The organism is Pseudomonas paralactis (genome assembly GCF_001439735.1).
Classification (GTDB): Bacteria; Pseudomonadota; Gammaproteobacteria; order Pseudomonadales; family Pseudomonadaceae; genus Aquipseudomonas; species Aquipseudomonas paralactis.
The window spans coordinates 69,664-90,149 of sequence record NZ_JYLN01000007.1; the positions used below are offsets into that span (position 1 = coordinate 69,664).

At 59.9% G+C, this 20,486-nt stretch carries 17 protein-coding genes; 7 read left to right on the forward strand and 10 right to left on the reverse strand.

The annotated features are described in order from the left end of the window. Window positions 1–52 precede the first annotated feature (52 nt). The 5 genes from pstB to ycaC form a co-directional block, all read right to left on the reverse strand. Complete coding sequence (pstB, locus tag TX23_RS18275; protein ID WP_233102297.1) at window positions 53–814, reverse strand: phosphate ABC transporter ATP-binding protein PstB; 762 nt, start codon at window positions 812–814, stop codon at window positions 53–55. A 76-nt stretch (window positions 815–890) separates the two neighbouring features. After that, entirely contained in the window at window positions 891–1,784 is an 894-nt protein-coding gene (gene pstA / locus TX23_RS18280) for a phosphate ABC transporter permease PstA (protein ID WP_057703398.1), read from the reverse strand. Further along, the gene (pstC, locus tag TX23_RS18285) at window positions 1,781–2,749 is read right to left on the reverse strand and encodes a phosphate ABC transporter permease subunit PstC (RefSeq protein WP_057703399.1); all 969 of its coding nucleotides are present in this window, start codon (window positions 2,747–2,749) and stop codon (window positions 1,781–1,783) included. Before pstC ends, pstA begins: the two co-directional genes overlap by 4 nt. Window positions 2,750–2,824: 75 nt before the next feature. Continuing rightward, on the reverse strand, window positions 2,825–3,856 hold the full coding sequence (gene pstS, locus TX23_RS18290; protein ID WP_057703400.1) for a phosphate ABC transporter substrate-binding protein PstS: 1,032 nt from the start codon (window positions 3,854–3,856) through the stop codon (window positions 2,825–2,827). A 210-nt stretch (window positions 3,857–4,066) separates the two neighbouring features. Continuing rightward, window positions 4,067–4,693, reverse strand: coding sequence for an isochorismate family cysteine hydrolase YcaC (ycaC, locus tag TX23_RS18295; RefSeq protein WP_057703401.1), 627 nt, complete (start codon window positions 4,691–4,693; stop codon window positions 4,067–4,069). Window positions 4,694–4,999: 306 nt separating this feature from the next. On the opposite strand from ycaC, the gene TX23_RS18300 reads away from it, so the two are divergent. After that, window positions 5,000–5,896 (forward strand): LysR family transcriptional regulator, encoded by an 897-nt coding sequence (locus TX23_RS18300; RefSeq protein WP_057703402.1) that lies wholly within the window; start codon window positions 5,000–5,002, stop codon window positions 5,894–5,896. A gap of 49 nt (window positions 5,897–5,945) precedes the next feature. Here the strand turns inward: TX23_RS18300 and TX23_RS18305 are convergent, their stop codons facing one another. After that, window positions 5,946–6,404 carry an Hsp20 family protein gene (locus TX23_RS18305; RefSeq protein WP_057703403.1) on the reverse strand — a complete coding sequence of 153 codons (459 nt, stop codon included), beginning with the start codon at window positions 6,402–6,404 and terminating at the stop codon, window positions 5,946–5,948. Between the two features lie 227 nt (window positions 6,405–6,631). Between TX23_RS18305 and TX23_RS18310 the strand changes: the two genes are divergently transcribed. Beyond that, entirely contained in the window at window positions 6,632–7,060 is a 429-nt protein-coding gene (locus TX23_RS18310) for a glycine zipper domain-containing protein (RefSeq protein WP_057703404.1), read from the forward strand. Window positions 7,061–7,128: 68 nt separating this feature from the next. Here TX23_RS18310 and TX23_RS18315 read toward each other — a convergent pair whose 3' ends face one another. The 4 genes from TX23_RS18315 to TX23_RS18330 all read right to left on the reverse strand — a co-directional run bounded on the left by TX23_RS18315 (window position 7,129) and on the right by TX23_RS18330 (window position 13,466). Continuing rightward, window positions 7,129–8,421, reverse strand: a complete 1,293-nt coding sequence (locus TX23_RS18315) for an McrC family protein (protein WP_057703405.1) — start codon at window positions 8,419–8,421, stop codon at window positions 7,129–7,131. Further along, window positions 8,418–10,280: an AAA family ATPase gene (locus tag TX23_RS18320; RefSeq protein WP_407071386.1), complete on the reverse strand. Its 1,863-nt coding sequence runs from the start codon at window positions 10,278–10,280 to the stop codon at window positions 8,418–8,420. The genes TX23_RS18315 and TX23_RS18320 overlap by 4 nt, the downstream gene beginning before the upstream one ends. A 146-nt stretch (window positions 10,281–10,426) precedes the next feature. Further along, complete coding sequence (gene treS / locus TX23_RS18325; protein WP_057703406.1) at window positions 10,427–12,493, reverse strand: maltose alpha-D-glucosyltransferase; 2,067 nt, start codon at window positions 12,491–12,493, stop codon at window positions 10,427–10,429. A 184-nt stretch (window positions 12,494–12,677) separates the two neighbouring features. Next, window positions 12,678–13,466 (reverse strand): AraC family transcriptional regulator, encoded by a 789-nt coding sequence (locus TX23_RS18330; protein ID WP_057703625.1) that lies wholly within the window; start codon window positions 13,464–13,466, stop codon window positions 12,678–12,680. 186 nt (window positions 13,467–13,652) lie between these two features. On the opposite strand from TX23_RS18330, the gene TX23_RS18335 reads away from it, so the two are divergent. The 5 genes from TX23_RS18335 (at window position 13,653) to TX23_RS18355 (ending at window position 20,152) form a co-directional block, all read left to right on the forward strand. After that, window positions 13,653–15,278, forward strand: a complete 1,626-nt coding sequence (locus tag TX23_RS18335; RefSeq protein ID WP_057703407.1) for an APC family permease — start codon at window positions 13,653–13,655, stop codon at window positions 15,276–15,278. Window positions 15,279–15,289: 11 nt separating this feature from the next. After that, on the forward strand, window positions 15,290–16,216 hold the full coding sequence (locus TX23_RS18340) for a 4-hydroxyproline epimerase (RefSeq protein WP_057703408.1): 927 nt from the start codon (window positions 15,290–15,292) through the stop codon (window positions 16,214–16,216). Window positions 16,217–16,249: 33 nt separating this feature from the next. Then, entirely contained in the window at window positions 16,250–17,197 is a 948-nt protein-coding gene (locus TX23_RS18345) for a dihydrodipicolinate synthase family protein (protein ID WP_057703409.1), read from the forward strand. 133 nt (window positions 17,198–17,330) lie between these two features. Further along, window positions 17,331–18,902, forward strand: coding sequence for an aldehyde dehydrogenase (NADP(+)) (locus TX23_RS18350; RefSeq protein ID WP_057703410.1), 1,572 nt, complete (start codon window positions 17,331–17,333; stop codon window positions 18,900–18,902). Window positions 18,903–18,904: 2 nt separating this feature from the next. Next, the gene (locus TX23_RS18355; protein ID WP_057703411.1) at window positions 18,905–20,152 is read left to right on the forward strand and encodes an NAD(P)/FAD-dependent oxidoreductase; all 1,248 of its coding nucleotides are present in this window, start codon (window positions 18,905–18,907) and stop codon (window positions 20,150–20,152) included. The last annotated feature ends 334 nt before the right edge of the window (window positions 20,153–20,486 follow it).

Below are 20,486 nucleotides of genomic sequence, written 5' to 3' on the forward strand. Positions count from 1 at the left end.
CATTCCCGAGAAGACGTTGGCGCAGGTGCGGCGGTTATCGAACATGGAGGACTCAGCTGAACTTGCCGCTGATGTAATCCTCGGTCATTTGTTCACGCGGGCTGCCGAAAACCTGCGCGGTCGCGCCCATTTCCACCAGGTAGCCCGTGCGCGTGCCCTGGGAAATATCCACCGAGAAAAACGCCGTGGTGTCCGCTACGCGAATGGCCTGCTGCATGTTGTGAGTCACCAGGGCGATGGTGTAATCCTTCTTCAACTCGACCATCAGTTCCTCGACCCGGCGGGTGGCGATGGGGTCCAGGGCCGAACACGGCTCATCGAGCAACAGCACTTCCGGCTCGGTGGCGATAGCGCGGGCAATGCACAACCGTTGCTGCTGGCCACCGGAAAGCGACAAGCCACTGACCTTGAGCTTGTCCTTGACCTCATCCCACAGTGCCGCGCCTTGCAGGGCGTGCTTGACGCGATCGCCCAGATCACCCTTGTAGCGGTTCAGGCGCAGGCCGAAGGCGACGTTGTCGAAGATGCTCATGGAAAACGGGTTGGGCTGCTGGAACACCATGCCGATGTAGCGGCGTACCACCACCGGATCGACGCCCTTGCCATATACATCCTGGCCGAGGAAATGCACATGGCCCTCAAAGCGAAAGCCCTTCACGAGGTCGTTCATGCGGTTGAGGCTGCGCAACACGGTACTTTTGCCGCAGCCCGAAGGGCCGATAAAGCCGGTGATCTTGTTTTTTTCAATCGGCACGTGGCTGTCACGCACCGCCATGAAGTTGCCGTAGAAAATTCTGTCCAGCTTGCAGTCCATGACCACAGGCGACTGGGTGACAAACGGAGCGGCTATTTGCGCAGTTGAGACGTTCAAAATTCAGATGCTCCCGTTCTTAATACTTGGGCTTGCCGAAGATACGGCTGACAATATTGACAACCAGCACAATCATCACCAACACCAACGAGGCCGCCCAGGCGAGCTCAAGCTGGTTGTCGAAAGGCATGCCGGAGAAGTTGTAGATCAGTACCGCCAGCGAGGCCGTGGGGTTCATGACCGCGAGGTCGCCGTCGTGGTAGATCCAGTAGTTGCTGAACAGCGCGGTAAACAGCAGCGGCGCGGTTTCACCGGCAGCACGGGCCACGGCGAGCATCACGCCGGTGAGGATCGCCGGCAGGCCGGTCGGCAAGATGATTTTCCAGATCACCTGCGAGCGGGTGCAGCCCATGCCGTAGGCGGCGTCCTTCATGATTTTGGGCACCATGCGCATCGACTCTTCGGCGGTCAGCACCACGATCGGCAGCATCAGTACCGCCAGGGCTACACCGCCCGCCGGTGCCGAGTAAGTTCCGGTGGTCATGACCACCAGGGCGTAGGCAAATACCCCGGCCAGAATCGACGGCAACCCCGTGAGCATCTTGGCGGCAAAGCGCGCAGCGTTCGCCAATTTGCTGTCCGGCCCCAGTTCGGCCAGGAAGATCGCCGCCATGATGCCGACCGGTACCGCGATGGCAGCCGCGATGCCGACCATCACAAAGGTACCTGCCATGGCGTTGCCGAAACCGCCACCGGTCTCGAAGCCGGTAGGCGGCAGTTCGGTGAACACTTCCAGGCTCAGGCGTGCGCCGCCACGGGTGATCAGCATGTAGAGCACGGAAATCAGCGGCACGCTGGCAATCAGCGCCCCCAGCCAGACCAGCGTGGTCAACACCAGGCTGCGCAGCGCGCGGCCTTCGAACTTGCGCTGCAGGCTGGGCACCGCAGTGATCGGGGACGTGAGGTTAGTCATTGTTTGTTACCGCGCTGGGCGTAGAGCATGATCATGGAACCGATGACGTTCACCAGCAGCGTGATAAACATCAGCACGAGCGCGGCGTACATCAACACCTCGATCTCGTTCGGCCCGGCTTCGGGAAAGTTCAGCGCCAGCAAGGCCGCCAAGGTATTGGCCGGCGCAAACAACGACAGTGAGATGTTGTTGGCGTTGCCCACCAGCATGGCCAGCGCCATGGTTTCACCCAGTGCGCGACCGAGCCCGAGCACCAGGGAACCGAAAATACCGGTGGCGGCGGATGGCACCATTACCTTGAGAATCGCCTCCCAATGGGTGGTGCCCATGCCATAGGCGGCCTGTTTGGTTTTCATCGGTACGCTGGTCAGGGCGTCCTGGGACACGGCGGCAATCGTCGGCAGAATCATGATCGCCAATACCAGCGCCGCCGGGAGCAACCCCGGCCCGCTCAAGGACGTGCCGAAAAACGGTATCCAGCCCAGCTCGCTGTTCAACCAGGTGGTCAATGGCCGGATCGCCGGGATCACCACGTAGATGCCCCACAGCCCATACACCACGCTGGGGATGGCCGCGAGCAATTCAACGATGGTGCGAAACACTGCGGCGAGCTTCGCCGGCAGGAAATCCTGAGTGAGAAAAATTGCCATGCTGACGCCGAAAACCCCTGCAATCAGCAGCGCGATCAAGGCGCTATAGAGCGTGCCCCAAATCGCCGGCAGGATCCCGTACTTGCCTTGGTTGACATCCCAGACACTACCGAAGAGCACGTCAAAACCGTGCTTCTCCATGCCGGGAAGGGCCTTGCGTCCCACCTCGAATACCAAGGCTGCGACCAACGCCAGAATCAGTACCACCCCGATTCGCGCGAGCCCTCGGAAGGTGCGATCGACCAGGAAGTCCTTTGCAGAGGGGGGCTGGCAGGCAGAATCGGGGTTAACCGGGACGACGAAAGGTTTGATCATGGGCGAATTCCGGAACAAGGGGGGAAACGCTCCCGGCCTGGCTGACAGCCCAGGCCAAGAGCGACCTCACGGGTGTTACTGGATGTTGGCGGAAGCTTTGCGCACCTGATCGACAACCGATTGCGGCAGCGGGATGTAGCCCATCGAGTCGGCGATTTTCTGCCCCTCGGTCAAGCTGTATTCGACCATTTCGCGCATGGCCTTGGCCTTGGCCGGGTTACCGTTGTCCTTGCGGAAGATCATCCAGGTGTAGGACGTGATCGGGTAGGACTTCGCGCCGTCCGGGTCCGGCAGCCAGGCCACCAGGCTTTCCGGCATCTTCACGGCTGCCAGGGCCTCGGCACCGCTCTCGGCATTGGGCACCACATACTGCCCGGCCTTGTTCTGCAACTGGGCAAAGTCGACCTTGGCCAACTTGGCGAAGCCGTACTCAATGTAGCCAATCGCGCCTGGCGTCTGGCGTACGGTGGCGGTCACGCCATCGTTCTTGGGCGACTTGATGAACTTATCGCTGGCCGGCCAGTTGACGGTGTTGCCCTCCCCCAGCGCCGTTTTGAATTCAGGGTTAATGGTCGCCAGGTGCTTGGTGAATACCGCTGTGGTGCCGCTGGAGTCTGCACGTACCACCACAGTGATCGGCATGTCGGTCAGTTTCAGGTCCGGGTTGGCGGCGACGATCTGTGGGTCGTTCCACTTGGTGATCTTGCCCAGGAAGATATTGGAGTAAACGTCGCGTGGCAGCTTGAGGCCCTTGGGGTTGCCCGGCAGGTTATACGCCAGCACGATTTCACCTGCGGTCATTGGCAGCAATTGCACGCCTTCGGCCACCTTGGCGATGTCCTCATCCTTCATGGCCGAGTCACTGGCGGCGAAATCGACGGTTTTATTCAAGAAGTCCTGCACGCCTGCGCCGCTGCCCTTGGATTGATAATCCACGGTAACGCCAGCGGTCTTCTTGCTGAAGTCCTTGAACCAGGTGAGGTAGATCGGTGCAGGGAAGCTGGCGCCGGAACCGGTGAGGCGCACGTTCTCGGCGGCGAAGGTCATGGAGGAGGCACACAGAGATACCGTAACGGCGAGTGCTGCGGACTTCATCAAGCTTTTCATTAAAAGGAACTCGTTGTGGTGACGGGCTCCCGAACTGTGCAGCAGGGTTGTTACATTTTTATGAAAATTGAATGGCAGGCTGCGGATTTGTCCCTGATTGCCCCTACAACGCGGAATTTTCTGGCATCCAGTTAGTAACAAATTGCGACTGGATTACCGCCGAATGCACAAAATGAGGCTGCCGACAGCCGGCAGCCTCACTCATCAGGCTTATTTGCCCTCAGTCAAGGCGTTGTAACTGGTGAACAGGTTGCGGTAATCCGGGATGTGGTTGGAGAACAACGTCCCCAAGCCTTCAATATCGTTGCGCCAATCGCGATGCAACTCACACGCCAGGCCAAACCAGGTCATCAGTTGCGCGCCATTGGCCGTCATACGGGCCCAGGCCGATTGCTGGGTCAGTTCGTTGAACGTGCCGGAAGCATCGGTCACCACAAATACTTCAAACCCTTCAGCCAGGGCCGACAGCGCCGGGAACGCCACGCACACTTCGGTCACCACGCCGGCAATGATCAACTGCTTCTTGCCCGTGGCCTTGATGGCCTTGACGAAGTCTTCGTTGTCCCAGGCATTGATCTGGCCAGGGCGGGCAATGTACGGAGCGTCCGGGAACAGCGCTTTGAGCTCGGGTACCAGTGGGCCGTTCGGGCCGGTTTCGAAACTGGTGGTGAGGATGGTCGGCAGCTTGAAGTACTTGGCCAGGTCAGCCAGGGCCAGCACGTTGTTCTTGAACTTGTCCGGGTCAATGTCACGAACCAACGACAGCAGACCAGCCTGATGGTCCACCAGCAATACAGCGGCGTTATCTTTGTCCAAACGAACGTAAGGTGTAGACATTGTGGTACTCCTGATAAAAAAGATGATGCCCTGAGCGGGCACCTCGTAAAAAAACCCAGCGTGTTTACTTTCGCTGTGAGTCCGGTTCTTCGTGACCATCGAAGTTTGCAGCGTTACCTGATGCAGTCAGGAGCCACCTTAGTCATCAGGTTCAGGGTTAGGTAGTGGCTGAATCAGGCCGCTGCATCTCATAAATGGAACGATGCCTGTGACCCGCCCGCTTGGACGTGCCAGCCGTTACAATGAGACCATCTGCTCAGCTCTCGCCGCGTACCGCGTTCCCGACACTCTTTCCAGGCAGCCTTAATGGACATAAAGCAACTCAAATTCCTGATCGCGCTGGAACAGACCCGCCATTTCGGTCAGGCCGCCGCACGCTGCCACATCACCCAGCCGACCCTGTCGATGCGCCTGCGTAACCTGGAGGATGAGCTGGGCCTGGAACTGGTCACCCGCGGCCAACGCTTCGAAGGTTTCACCGAGGCCGGCGAGCGTGTGCTGGCCTGGGCCAGGACCCTGCTCGCCGCCCATGACGGCCTGTTTGCCGAGGCCGCCGCGTGCCGTGGTCAACTGGTCGGTAACCTGCGCCTGGGCCTGGTGCCCCTGAGCGGCTTCAACCCGATCCGTTTCATTCAGGACTTGTCCAACACCTTTCCGGAACTCAAGTTCAGCCTCACCTCCATGAGTTCGGACAGGATCATCGAAGCCCTGGGCACCAACCAGCTGGACCTGGGCGTGTGTTACCTGGACCACGTCAACGCCAACTACCTGGAATTTTTCGAAATGGGCGAGACCCGTGTCGGGCTGCTCTACGACACCCGCCACTTCCAATTCGAAGGCAGCGAAATGAGCTGGGAAGAGGCCGCCAAACTGCCGCTGGGGATGATCAGCAACGGTATGCACTACCGAAAATCCATCGACCTGAGCTTCCGCAGCCGTGGCCTGGATCCGCAGCCCATTCTGGAAAGCGATTCCACCTATCAACTGTTCCAGGCGATCCACGAAGGCTTCTGCTGCGCGATCATGCCGTTGGACAGCGGCCTGGAAAGCCCGATTGAGAACCTGGCATTCATCAACCTCCCGGACGCCAGCGTACTCGCGCCCCTGGGCATGGTGATGCGCAAGACCGAACCGCGCTCGGCGATTGCCGAAAAGTGTTTTGCCGAGGCCAGGAAGTTGTTTGCGGCCGAGGGCGAGGTTTAGCACGCACAAAAAAGGCGCTCCGTAGAGCGCCTTTTTACCGCCGATTACATCACTGCACGCTTACCTGACGCAGCTCGGGCTTGGCATCGCCACCGATCGTGATGCGTTTTGGCTTGGCCTCTTCAGGCACTTCACGCAGCAGGTCGATGCTCAGCAAGCCATTGGTCAAGGCAGCGCCGCGCACTTCGATATGGTCCGCCAGGCGGAACGACAAACGGAAGGCACGTTGAGCAATGCCCTGGTGCAGGTAAGCGACCTTATCGTCGGTTTCGCGTTTTCCGCCGGAAACCGTCAAGACGCCCCTTTCGACCTGGATATCCAAGTCCTCCTCCGTCAGGCCGGCAACCGCGATGACAATCCGATACGCGTCATCACCGTGCTTTTCCACGTTGTGAGGTGGATAGGAATTGGGAGCCTCGCTGCGAAGCGCCGACTCGAACAGGTCGTTGAAGCGATCAAAGCCCACCGATTGACGGAACAGTGGGGCCAACGAAAGGGTAGTAGCCATTTTAAAATCTCCTGAGTTTCTCCAAGTGATTTAGTACGCGACCCGCGTTCGGCATCGCGTGTTCAAAAATCTATGGACGCTGAAAAGGAATTCAAGAGGGCTGAAAAAAATTTTTATCTTGCGCCGATCACCGTCACAAGAACCGCAGTGTCACGGCGTGTGCTCTAATCAGAATATCAGGCGTGCTTTAACCCGTGAGCGCCTGAGACAGCCCTTGAGGTACAAAAATGAAAATGACATTCCCTGCCCTGGCATTGGGCATCCTGATTTCCCAAGGGGCCCTGGCCGCTGGCGATGGCACTGCTGCCCTGGGCGGCGGTGTCGGTGGCGCGCTGGGCAATGTGGTCGGCCAACAGCTCGGTGGGTCGACCGGTGCGGCCATCGGTGCAGGCGTGGGTGGCGCGGCCGGTAGTGCGGTTGGCGCGCAGAAAGGCAACAAGACCGAAGCGGCAATTGGCGGCGGTTTGGGCTCGGCAGGTGGTTCGCTGATTGGCAATCGCCTGGGCGGCACCACCGGTTCGACCATCGGCGCGGGCGTTGGCGGCGCCGCAGGTGGCGCGTTGGGTAATAATCTGGCGGATGACGAGAGCAATCACCGTTCAGGCGGCGCCAGGCACAAAGGCAACAAGCATAAGCACAAGAACAAACACCATTGATTCTTTGATGCGGTTTTTTCAGTAAACAACACGAAGCAACCGGGCCCTGGGCGCTGGTGAATGCATCACTATCGCCGCGAAGTGTGGCTATCCTTCCACAAAGGCAGCGGCTCGGGGTGCCTGTCGACCAGCGCACCTGACTCCAGGTCAAAAGGCACCACCCATAACTGTAATTGCGCCGAGAAACGGAAAGGGTCAAGTGGCTGATCAAAGCTCGCCTTGTAAGGATAGATGAGCAACATTTCGCCCTGCGGCTGGTCTTTCAAATAGTGCTGGCCATAAGCGAACAACTGATAGAAGTCCGTTTGGCTCAAGCCGTACTTGTTTGTGCGCTGATCCAGGCGTTTCCATTTGGTGTCCAGCACCCAGCGTTGACTGTTCTGTGTGATGAGCATGTCAGGTTTGAGTGGGAACATACCGTCGTCGTTATGCCGACACAGAAATTCTTGCTTGACCTGCCGTTGCATCGTTGCGCAATCCGGTAACGTCCTGCGAATACAGACTTCGACATACCGCTCAAACAGTTTTTCCATCGGGTACAACAAACTGATTCCATGCCAATTGCCCGACACTGCAGTGGGCATCCCCTCCCCCAGGACCAGTTCACACCAAGGCTTAACCGGTTGGTAATGGGCCATCAAACGGTCATTGCGCCACAGCTTCAAATCAGCTTTCAGGTTGCGGCTGGCAGGCAACTCCTGCAACAGCCCCCGCAACTCATGAGCCAGGCGCCAGCTGTCCGGTTGTTGCGTCGCCTGGCAGACTTTCTGCAAGGCCAGCATCAGCAAGCGATTCTCTGGACGGTCCGGCAGAAAGACATCATGGCGCAGTTGAAACTGATGCTGACGGCCCGGTGGCTGACGAATCTGCCTGACAATATCCAGTTGGCCACGCAGATAACGCTGCTCCTCTTCAAGGCGATGGTAGTCAAAGCGCAGCCCGCGCTTGACCAAGTGGTCCAGTTCCAGCAAGAACTGAAGCATCACCCACTCGCTAAGTGGCGCATCGAACAGCATCAAGTCCGCAGGGCCCACGCGACGGGTTTTGAGGTTAAAAGCTGCCTGAATCATCTTGCACAGCAATTTACGATTGAGCTCAACACAATCGCCTTGCTCAAAATGCTTGGGCAATATCTCCAACCGCATACCGCAGGGGCTCTCCAGCACGCCGACAAAGTTATCCAATTTCAGCCAACATTGGCCTTCTATCTGCGCTAACGCCGTCCCTGCCTTGGTGAAGGAGTCGTTCAGGTCACATAGCCACTTGAAAGCTGAGGGAGAAATTTGCGCACGGTCCAGCCCCGACTCGATCGCCTCAGTAGTCAGCCGCGCGTATTCGCGGACCGTGACGGTAGGATTCAACGGGAGATCCTGCTGATCGCCTTATAGGCCTGGATGCGATCAAATGCACACTCGTTCAGCTTCCAACGTTGGGTACGTGAGTCTACCGGCCCTTTTTCGCCAAACAATTGCAGGAAGTCTATTGTCACTTCCTGGACGAACTGATCGTCCTCTTCCTTATTGTGGTCGTTCAGCACCCAGTGAATGCGCTGCCAGTCCTCGAAGAAGTACTCTTGCAGCAGTGGCAGAATTTGCTGGCGAAAGATAGACGCCAACAGCGCCAGGCTCGGCTCGTGGCGCAACGGCAGGAAGTAAGCGTGTCCCAGGCAATGATCGCGATCGAGCAAAACCTCGATACGTTGATTCATTGTGCTCAACAGTTGCTTGATGTCCACCCCGGCTTCAGATGTGGAATCAGCGCCATCGTTGACAAAAATGCCTTCGAGCAGACCGGGCTTGGGCGGCATTTCGATGAAATTGAAACGACGGCGCAGGGCAATATCCATCGAAGCCAGGGAGCGATCCGCCGTATTCATCGTGCCGATAAGGTAAACGTTGTCGGGGACGCTGAAGGGCTTTTTCGAGTACGGCAGTTGGACGCTCAATGCCTCATTCGATTCAGCATTCAAGCGCTCACGCTTGCTCGGCTCGATCAGGCTGATCAGTTCGCCGAAAATACGCGAGATGTTGCCCCGGTTGATTTCATCGATCACAAGAACATGAGGTTTGCGTACTCCATCCGCTTGCTCGAAAGGCTTGATCGGCTTGGCGTCAGACTTGTGCAGATAACCCAGCAGGTCGCTCCAGTTGAAGCGATCCAGTGGGTATACGGTTTTGCGCGTAAATAACTTGTCGCCATTAATGGGCAGAACTGAAAGTTCAAGATCGCGATACAGCCAGTTCACCGGCAATACCTGCGGATACTCACGCACGATGCTCGGCGGGTTTGCCTCATAGCGATACTCGCCGGTCACCACGCCGACGGCCGAGATCAACTCCGCAGAATGAATACACACCAGAACATCACCCGGCTGAATTTCCTTTGCAAAAGAGCTCAAGGTGCCTTTGCTCTGGCTACTGAGCTGGTCGTAATAAGGCGTGTTGTTTTCGGCTTTCAGATCTCCGGCGCCCACCCAACCGATACGCGCTTCGCCATGTTCCAGGCAGTAACTCAACTCGGGGCTTCCCCAGCTGCCGTTGATGGAAATTTTCCAGATGCGCGGGTTGCTACTGGTGCCGGCGTTGGCAGAACTGGTACGCGCCTGGTCACACAAACGTTTGAAAACACCCGGCTCGACCGGGTACTCAATTTGACCATTGTCGTTGCTGACTGCACGCAAGCCTTCAACGAAGTCTTCGTAACTGAAGCTCTGGTGAAAGGTGACGAAGCGAATACGCCCTTCCCGATCCAGCTCATCGATGCGGGTTTTCAGGGAGTGGTGCAGCTCATCATCAGCCGGGCTGTTCAAGCGTTGCTCGGCGAGAAACTGCGGGTCGAGCACTTCCAGCGCGGCCTCGATGGTGGAATACGTTTTACCCGTGCCCGGCGGACCAAACAGAATCCGGTTAAGCGCCACTTTTTCAGCGGCTACCGAGGGTGAAACCTGAGTGCCGGGCGCAAGTGCGGGCAAGGTGTCATCCCAATAGAGACGGCGGGGGTTCTCCCCTTCGGATTGCACCTGGGAATAATTGTCCTCCCAGCGACCGCGAGAACCGTATATTTCACGGGCTATTTGAGATACCAACGCATCGTCAGTTTCGATGGCCTTGCTGCGCGCTTTTTTTTCCTGACACTCAACGGGATAGAGTCGAAAAAGCTCCAATGCCAGCTCACTAGGCGTCCAACGTGTACCAGGAGCTTCTTGCAGCAATTCGAACACACGGTTACGCAACTTCAATGTCATGTGAAACGTCCTGATGGAAAGGTGTGATGGCGAAGCTAGCCACTTGCCATCACCTTGTCCAGCTCAAAACAACAAAACACTCAAGGCTCGCGCCGACACGCACCGTTCAATACTGCTTTTGCCTAAAGCATCGGTGTACTGCTTACCACCCGTAGCGCCAAGCCCTCATACGCATCCAGGGTGATGGTGAACTCACCTTCGGCAGTCAGATCACCCTCCACGCGCTCATTGATGATGTCGACCACCGGCCCGGGCGCAATGTTAGGCAGGTGCAGGGATTCGGTGATCGGCGTGGCACCGAAGTTCAGCGCGGTGATCTGCGTCCCCTTACCCGCCGGCAGTTCATGGACCATAACCAGCAAACCTGGATGCTCGACATCCGGTATCAGGATCTGGCGGCTCGCGGCGATGTCGTAGGCGCGGCGTACGCTGAGGATTTTCTGCAATTGCGAGGCGAATGAATCCGGGTCCTGCAACTGGTGGTTCAGGCTGCCATACAGGCTTTTGGAGCGCGGCATCTGCCCGGCCGAGAGCTCGGCGTCGGGGTTCAGGTCCACCAGGTCGTAGGCGCCGCGGTGTATCCAGCGGGTATCGCCATCGGCCATCAAGTGCGCGACGTCTTCGGCCGCCAACGGCAGTGCGCCCACCAGGTCCCAGCCGGATAACGCAAACACGCCAGGCTGCATGGCGTTGTACATCACCAGCAGTAAATGGATCTGGCGAATCTGCTGGATATCCGCAGCAGTAATCGCCTCAAGGTCACGAATGCCCAAGGCGGCAGTGATGATGCTGACCGTGGTGCAGGACACGCCGTTGGTCACGAACTTGAGGTTGTACGGCGCATGTTCGCCGGTCAGGCGTTCGTACATCTGCTCGCGGATATGCTCGCGCAGGATGTTGCCGGGGAAGGTCTGCCCCTGGAACATGAAGCTGTCGTGGGCGTGCAGCGTCCAGAAGTGCACCAGTTCCAGGGTCAGTTCATCGTGGTTCTGTAGCGCGTGGATCAGCGAGCCTGGGTCGATACCCAGCGTGTGCATCTGGCGCAGCATCAGGCGCAGAAATTCTGTGTCGCCCATCAACAACGCGTGCTGGTAGGCAGGCCGGGTGATGAAATCATAGGACAGGTCGGCGCCGCCGTGGGACATGGAGGCAATGTCATCCACAGTCAGGTTGAGTTCCTGGAAGCTGAAACCACCGGCCTTGCGAATCGCCCCGCCGAGTAACTGGTTGCCGGTGATCGACAGCGGGTGGCTTTCCGACCAGGCCGTACCGTCCAACTTGCGCTCTACACCGAGAAACCCGTTGGCGTCCAGGCGCAGGATCTTCGCGCCCATCACGTCAATGGCATGCAGCGCGTCGCCGATGATCATCTGCTGAGCCGCGAACGAGGGATCCAGCCAATTGAGCGACGGCTGGCCTTCCTTGAAGTAATGCAGGTACACCCAACGCCGTGGTTTGCCGTCTACGCCGACCACTTGCGGCGTGGCGCTCCAGTCAGTTTCCTTTACCCCCGGTTCGAAAAAGATCACCCGCTGCAACTGGCCGACGATGTAGTGCTTGTCGCGCAGCGCATCCACCTGTTGCGGGCTGAGGTTCTGTGCATCGCGGCCTTCGGCGACATCCGGCAGCAACGACCAGTCTTCCTCACGGATTTCCACCATGTGGTAGAGCCCCGGATAGTCCTCATAGGCCATCTCCGCCAGGCGAAAGTCCGCGCCCTTGCCGGTATGGGACGGGATCACATCGTCGATGATCACCGCATTGTGCGCGGCGGCCATGCGCGTCAATGCCTGCAACTGCGCCTCGGTGCCCAGTTGGGGGTCGATGTCGAAGCTGATGCGGTCGAAATTGCCGTCGATGGTCGGGGTATGCCGGGTGCCGGACAGGCCGCCGGATTTCTTCAGGGGGCCGTTGTGAATGCCCTGAATGCCGATCTTCGACAAGGCGTGCCACAGGGTTTCATCCCCCAGCGCTTCGAGCACAGTGCCACCTTCGCGGGTGACAATCGAGGCTGGGTAGGCGGTGAACCATACCGACGACAAGGCTGACGCATCACGCGGCCGGGTCTGCGCGTAGGGCTGCTGCCACAAGCGCCCTTGCCCGCAGTAGAGCCTGGCCCGCTGCCGCGCCGCGTGCAGCATGGACTGTTGCACCAGCCAGTTCACATGATCGTTATTCGCCGCGGTCATAAGCTCGATACCTGTGGTGGTTAAAGGTTACTCGTAAGCATATGAGGGGCGTGCGCGCCATTCGTTGCATCGCAATGGGACGCTTATCCTGTAGGAGCGAGCTTGCTCGCGAAAAACGTCAACGATAACGCGTGCTTCCTGAATGAACGCGGCGCGTGTGAGTTTTTCGCGAGCAAGCTCGCTCCTACATAAGACATTCACCTGCGCTGGCGCCTTGCGTTGCTTGCCGATACTGCCTGGGGGTGAACCCGGTGGATGCCTTGAACTGACGGGTAAACGCACTGTGGTCGGTGTACCCGCATTGCAATGCCACCTCGGTAATCGGCAGCTCGGTATGCAACAAGCTCCGGGCATGTTCCAGGCGCACTTTCTGGATCATCTGCCTGGGCGTCAGATGGAAGACGCGCTTGCAGTAGCGCTCCAACTGCGCCACGGAAATCCCGGCAATGCGCGTCAACTCACCGAGGGTGACGCGGCGGTTGAAGTGGGTGCGGATATGTTCATCCACCGCTGCCAGGCGTTGATAAGCCGGGTGAGTCTGGCTGGCCGATTGCAGGTCCACTGAAATCCCCGCCAAGCCGATGATCGCACCGAGCCGGTTGTACAGCGGCCATTTGTGCGTGAGGCACCAGCCGGGTTCGCGGGTGCCGTAGAGATGCAACTCAAGCTGGTCTTCCAGCACCTGCCCGCGTTCGAGCACGCGCCGATCCTGCTCGGTATAGCCCGGCCCCAGTTGCGCGGGGAACACCTCGGCGCTGGTCTTGCCCAGCAGCGGCTCAAGCCGCCTGAGGCCGCAGCGCTGCACCAGAGTGCGGTTGGCGAGCACGTAGCGGGCATCGATGTCCTTGATAAAAATCGCCGCGTTGGGCAGCACGTCAAGCATCGGCAATAGCTGCTCTACCCCGCTTAACAGCTGCTCGATGCTGTCGGGGCGGCTGCCGTTGAGAAGGCTTGCAAACGCGCTGTGCAACATGACTTTCACCGCCCTTTTATTGATCGACGGCCAGCAGATTGCGCCATGTGCCTTGCGCTGTCGAGTACGGGAAATTGTGCTGAATTCGTCATTCATGCCCATGCAAAACATCAATCGCCGCCGGGCTGACGGGTTCACGATAGCGCCACTGCATGCCTATCCAATAACTCACAAGAAGGCGCCGCTATGTCAGGCCAAGGCAAGTTCAAGAAACAGCTGTCACTGATGGACCTCACCTTTATCGGGCTGGGGGCCATCTTCGGTTCGGGGTGGTTATTCGCTGCCAGTCATGTGTCGGCCATCGCAGGCCCGGCGGGGATTTTCTCCTGGTTGCTGGGTGGTTTCGCCGTGCTGTTGCTGGGTATTGTTTATTGCGAACTCGGCGCCGCCCTGCCCCGCGCCGGTGGCGTGGTGCGTTACCCGGTGTACTCCCATGGCCCGCTGCTGGGCTATCTGATGGGCTTTATCACGCTGATTGCGTTTTCCAGCCTGGTGGCGATTGAAGTGGTCGCCTCACGCCAATACGCCGCCGCGTGGTTTCCTGAGTTGACCAAGGCCGGTTCCAGCGACCCGACCACCCTGGGCTGGCTGGTGCAGTTCGCGCTGCTGTGCCTGTTCTTTATCCTCAACTACCGCAGCGTCAAGACCTTCGCCATCGCCAATAACCTGGTGAGCGTGTTCAAGTTCATCGTGCCGTTGCTGGTGATCGGTGTGCTGTTCACCTTCTTCAAACCAGCGAACTTCCAGATGCACGGTTTTGCACCGTTTGGCCTGTCGGGCATTGAGATGGCGGTGTCGGCCGGCGGCGTGATCTTCGCCTACCTGGGCCTGACGCCGATCATTTCGGTGGCCAGCGAAGTTAAGAACCCGCAGCGCACCATCCCTATCGCGTTGATCCTCTCGGTACTGTTGTCGACCGCCATTTATGTGCTGCTGCAAACCGCGTTCCTTGGCGGTGTGCCCACCGAAATGCTCGCCAACGGCTGGGCCGGTATCAGCAAGGAACTGGCCCTGCCGTATCGCGATATCGCCCTGGCGTTGGGCGTGGGCTGGCTGGCTTATCTGGTGGTGGCCGATGCGGTGATCTCCCCCAGCGGCTGCGGCAATATCTATATGAACGCGACCCCACGTGTGGTGTATGGCTGGGCGCAGACCGGGACCTTCTTCAAGATCTTCACGCGCATCGATGAGAAGTCCGGCATCCCGCGCCCGGCGCTGTGGCTGACCTTTGGCCTGTCGGTATTCTGGACCCTGCCGTTCCCGTCGTGGGAAGCGCTGATCAACGTGGTATCCGCCGCGCTGATCCTGAGCTACGCCGTGGCCCCGGTGACCGTCGCCGCCCTGCGCCGCAATGCACCGGACATGGCGCGGCCGTTCCGGGTCAAGGGCATGGCGGTATTGGGCCCGCTGTCATTCATCATCGCTGCGCTGATCGTGTACTGGTCGGGCTGGAGCACGGTGTCGTGGCTGTTGGGCCTGCAAATCCTGATGTTTGTGGTGTACCTGCTCTGTGCACGCTGGGTACCGACCGCACACCTTAATCTCACGCAACAAGTGCGCTCCTCGGCCTGGTTGATCGGCTTCTACGCCGTAACCATCTTGCTCTCCAAACTCGGCAGCTTTGGCGGTATCGGCGTGATCAGCCACCCGTTTGACACGCTGGTCGTGGCGGCTTGTGCCCTGGGCATCTACTACTGGGGCGCCGCCACCGGCGTGCCGGCCCACCTGGTGCGTCTGGAGAGCGAAGACGATGAAAGCGAAGCGGTCGCTGACGGCCACTACGACACCTCCCTCTCGGCGGCCACACACTGATGGAACCTTCCATGAAGCGTCTGCATGTAATCGATTCCCACACCGGTGGCGAACCCACGCGCCTGATCATGAACGGCTTCCCGGCCTTGGCGGGCACTACCATCGCCGAGCAGCTCGAAGATCTGCGCACTCACCACGACCAATGGCGCCGTGCCTGCCTGCTGGAGCCACGGGGCAACGATGTGCTGGTCGGCGCGCTGTACTGCGCGCCGGTCACACCCGGCGCCACCTGCGGGGTGATTTTTTTCAACAACGCCGGCTACCTCGGCATGTGTGGGCACGGCACCCTCGGCCTGGTGGCCTCGCTGCATTACCTGGGGCTTATCGCCCCTGGCGTCCACACCATCGACACACCAGTGGGCACGGTGACGGCCACGCTGCACGAGGATGGCGCGGTGACCCTGCGCAATGTGCCCGCCTATCGTTACCGCCAACAGGTACCGGTGCAGGTGCCTGGGTATGGCGAGGTGCGGGGCGACATTGCCTGGGGCGGCAACTGGTTCTTCCTGGTGTCGGACCACGGCCAGGCGTTGCAGATGAGCAACGTTGACGCCTTGACCGACTACACCTGGGCGATGCTCAAGGCTCTTGAGGCCCAGGGTATTCACGGTGCAGACGGCGCGTTGATCGACCATGTCGAGCTTTTCGCCGATGACGCCCATGCCGACAGCCGCAACTTCGTAATGTGCCCCGGCAAAGCCTATGACCGCTCCCCCTGCGGCACCGGCACCAGCGCCAAACTCGCGTGCCTGGCCGCCGATGGAAAACTCGCGGCGGGGCAGATCTGGGTACAAGCCAGCATCACCGGCAGCCAGTTCCAGGGCCGCTATGAATGGGACGGCGAACGCGTAAGCCCCTTCATTACTGGCCGCGCCTTCATGACCGCCGACAGCACTTTGCTGATCGACGAGCAGGACCCTTTTGCCTGGGGCATTTAAGCCCCTTATTTAAATGAACCTGGAGTGAGTACCATGAGCGATAACATCTTCACCGGCTGCATGCCCGCCCTGATGACACCCTGCACCGCCGGGCGCACGCCCGACTTCGACGCGCTGGTCGCCAAGGGCCGTGAGCTGATCGACATCGGCATGAGTGCGGTGGTGTATTGCGGCTCCATGGGCGACTGGCCGCTGCTCACCGAGGCCCAGCGCCAGGAAGGCGTGGCGCGCCTGGTCGCGGCGGGTGTGCCGACCATCGTCGGCACCGGTGCGGTGAACAGCCGTGAGGCCGTGTCCCACGCAGCCCATGCCGCCCAGGTCGGCGCCCATGGCCTGATGGTGATTCCCCGCGTGCTGTCCCGAGGCGCTTCGGTCACCGCGCAAAAGGCCCATTTCGCTGCGATCCTCAAAGCAGCGCCCAACCTGCCGGCGGTGATCTACAACAGCCCCTACTACGGGTTCGCCACCCGCGCCGATCTGTTCTTCGAACTGCGCCGCGAACATCCGAACCTGATCGGCTTCAAGGAATTCGGCGGCGGCGCCGACCTGCGCTACGCCGCAGAAAACATTACCTCTCAGGACGATGACGTCACGCTGATGGTTGGCGTGGATACGCAAGTGGTACACGGTTTCGTCAATTGCAACGCCACCGGCGCCATTACCGGTATCGGTAACGCGCTGCCACGAGAAGTGCTGCAACTGGTGGCCCTGAGCAAAAAGGCCGCCAAGGGCGATGCCAAGGCGCGCCGCCAGGCCCGGGAACTGGAAGCTGCGTTGGCGGTGCTGTCATCGTTCGATGAAGGCTGCGACCTGGTGCTGTATTACAAGCATCTAATGGTGCTCAACGGGGACAAGGGTTACGCCCTGCACTTCAACGAAACCGATGTGCTCAGCGCTGCCCAGCGCCGCTATGCCGAGCAGCAGTACGCGCTGTTCCGCCAGTGGTATGCCAGCTGGTCGGCTGAACAAAACGTCGCCTGATTTTCTGTAGGAGCGAGCTTGCTCGCGAAGGTCGTTAACGATAACGCGTTCATCCTGAATAAACGCGTTATATGCACTTTTTTCGCGAGCAAGCTCGCTCCTACAACAACCCTCTATTTACCTGGATGCCCCCATGACTCTGACAGGCAAGATGCTGATCGGTCAGCAATCCCTTCATGGCCGTCGCGATGCAATCCGCGCCATCAACCCCACCACCGACACGCCACTGGACCCCGCCTACGCCGGCGGCGATGCCAAACACGTAGACCAGGCCTGCGCACTGGCCTGGGCTGCCGTCGATATTTATCGCGAAACCTCCCTGGCAGATCGCGCCAGGTTCCTTGAAACCATCGCCGACAACATCGAGGCCTTGGACGAGGAACTGATCGAGCGCGCCATCGCCGAAACCGGCCTGCCGCGCCCGCGCATTCAAGGCGAGCGCAGCCGCACCTGTGGGAAGTTGCGCACCTTTGCCCGCACCGTGCGCCTGGGCGAGTGGCTCGACGTACGGGTCGATAACGCGCAACCCCAACGCCAACCCCTGCCCCGTGCCGACCTGCGCCAGCGCCATATCGCCCTGGGCCCGGTGGCGGTGTTTGGTGCCAGCAACTTCCCCTTGGCCTTCTCCGTGGCGGGCGGCGATACCGCGTCGGCGCTGGCAGCCGGTTGCCCGGTCATCGTTAAAGCTCATAATGCCCATCCCGGCACCAGCGAGCTGGTGGGCAGCGCCATTGCACAGGCCGTTAAACAGTGCGGCTTGCCCGAGGGCGTGTTTTCACTGCTCTATGGCTCGGGTAATGAGTTGGGTATCGCACTGGTGACCGACCCGCGTATCAAGGCCGTGGGTTTCACCGGTTCACGCAGCGGCGGTATCGCCCTGTGCCAGGCTGCGCAGGCACGCGCGGAGCCGATCCCGGTGTACGCAGAGATGAGTTCCATCAACCCGGTCTATTTGTTTGCTGCCGCGCTTGAAACACGAGGTGAACAATTGGCCGGGGGCTTTGTCGCGTCCCTCACCCAAGGCGCCGGCCAGTTCTGTACCAACCCTGGCCTGGTGATCGCTGTGCAAGGCCCAGCACTGGAGCGCTTTATCCATGTCGCCAGTGATTTGCTCAGCCGCTGTCCAGCCCAGACCATGCTCACCCCGAGTATCTTCAACGCCTATGAAACCGGCGTGAGTGCCCTGGCCAAACATGCCCGGATCGCCGCCAAGGGCCTGGCGGCTACTGGGCCAAACCACGGCCAGGCCCACCTGTTCGTGACCCAGGCTCCGGCCTTTCTGAGCAACGTACATCTGCAGGCCGAAGTGTTCGGTGCGACCTCGCTGGTGGTGGAGTGTAAGGATGCCGAGCAAGTACGCCAGGTATCAGAGCACCTGGAAGGTCAACTCACGGCCACCCTGCATATCGATGACCACGACCTGCCACAGGCCCGGGCCCTGCTGCGCGTGCTGGAGCGCAAGGCCGGGCGCCTGCTGGTCAACGGCTGGCCGACCGGCGTGGAAGTCTGCGACGCGATGGTGCACGGCGGGCCCTTCCCGGCGACCTCGGATGCGCGCAGCACCTCGGTGGGCACGGCGGCGATCCACAGGTTCCTGCGGCCGGTGTGCTATCAGGATTTCCCGGACGCCTTGCTGCCCGCTGCGCTCGGGCACGACAACCCGCTGGGGCTGCGGCGCCTGCTTGATGGCCAGAGAGAGGCGTAGCCATGGCCCAGCCCAATCAAGCAGACATTGTGGTGGTCGGCGCCGGCATTATCGGCGTCGCCTGTGCCTTGCAGCTGGCACGCCAGGGCCGCCAGGTGCTGGTAGTCGACGCGCAGGCGCCGGGCATGGGCGCCTCCTACGGCAACGCCGGTCACCTGGCGACGGAGCAGGTATTTCCCATTGCCGACTTGTCGATCCTCAAGCGCTTGCCGGCCATGCTGCTGGACCCCATGGGCCCACTGCGCCTGGACTGGACCTACCTGCCCCGCGCCCTGCCCTGGTTTATTCGCCTATTGTTGAATCTGCGACCGGCAAGCTATCGGCGCACCGTGGCCGGTATTCGTGCGCTGAACGAAGCCAGCCTGGGGGCGTGGCAACGCTTACTGCGCTCTATCGGGCAAACGCATTTATTGCGTGAAGACGGTTCGCTGCTGGTGTTTGAGCGCGCCGAATCCCGAGCTGCCATCGATGCGTTGCAGCAGCGCATGTCTGGGCAAGGCGTAGCGGTGAACTTCTGGAGCGGCGATGCGGTGCGCAAGGCCGCGCCACAACTGAGCGACGCGATACAAGGCGGATTGTTCTTCCCCGCTACCGGACACTTTCTCGACCCTTACACCGTGGTGGGCGAACTGGTGAACGCGGCCAAGGCCGAGGGCGTGCAATTTCTGCAGCAGCGCGTGTTGGATGGACGCCTTGAGGGCAACGGCGTTTCACTGATGACCGACCACGGCGTACTGACGGCACGCCAAGTACTGATCGCCTGCGGTGCGCACTCGGCCAAACTCACCGCCGCACTGACCGGCAAACAGGTGCCGCTGGACACCGAGCGCGGTTATCACTTGATGCTGCCCCACGAGCATCAGCGCCTGCCCTTTGCCGTCACCTCGCTGGAGCGCAAGTTCATCATGACGCCCATGACCGGCGGTTTGCGCCTGGCCGGAACAGTCGAATTCGCCGGCCTCGACCGCCCGGCCAATATGCAACGGGCCTGGCAACTGCACCGCTTGAGCAAAGGGCTGTTTCGTCACGACCTCAGCGACCGTGGCGCCACGCCGTGGATGGGGTTTCGGCCGTCCCTGCCCGACTCGCTGCCGATCATCGACCGGGTGTGCAACGGTAAAGTACTGCTTGCGTTCGGGCACCAGCATTTGGGGCTGACGCAGGCGGCGGTGACGGCCGAAAGGGTTGGGCAGCTGGCGGCGGGAGAGTCGGTGTCTGAGTTAAAGCCCTATCGACTCGATCGGTTCTGAGAAAACCGGCCTGTGGAGCGAGCCTACTCGCTCCAGATTTGGCGCCTCGCCTTGAGCCCCCAAAATCAGATAAATCCTGCAAAGCGCGTGGGAACCCGATCGCGCGGGTCCTTCGCCCCACACTTATCACCATAAAACAAGCGGTTAGACAGATAACGTAGTACCTGGCCGACGTCGCGCAGATGGCGTGTATCGCAGACTTTGGCTCTGAATAAACATTACGTGACGATTCAGCCGGCCCCAACGAAAAAGTAGCTGCTAAAAACGACGCAGGCCCTTTGTACGAGACCTCGGTCGTGAAAAAAAGCACCTCTTCCACTTCATTCAACGCTTG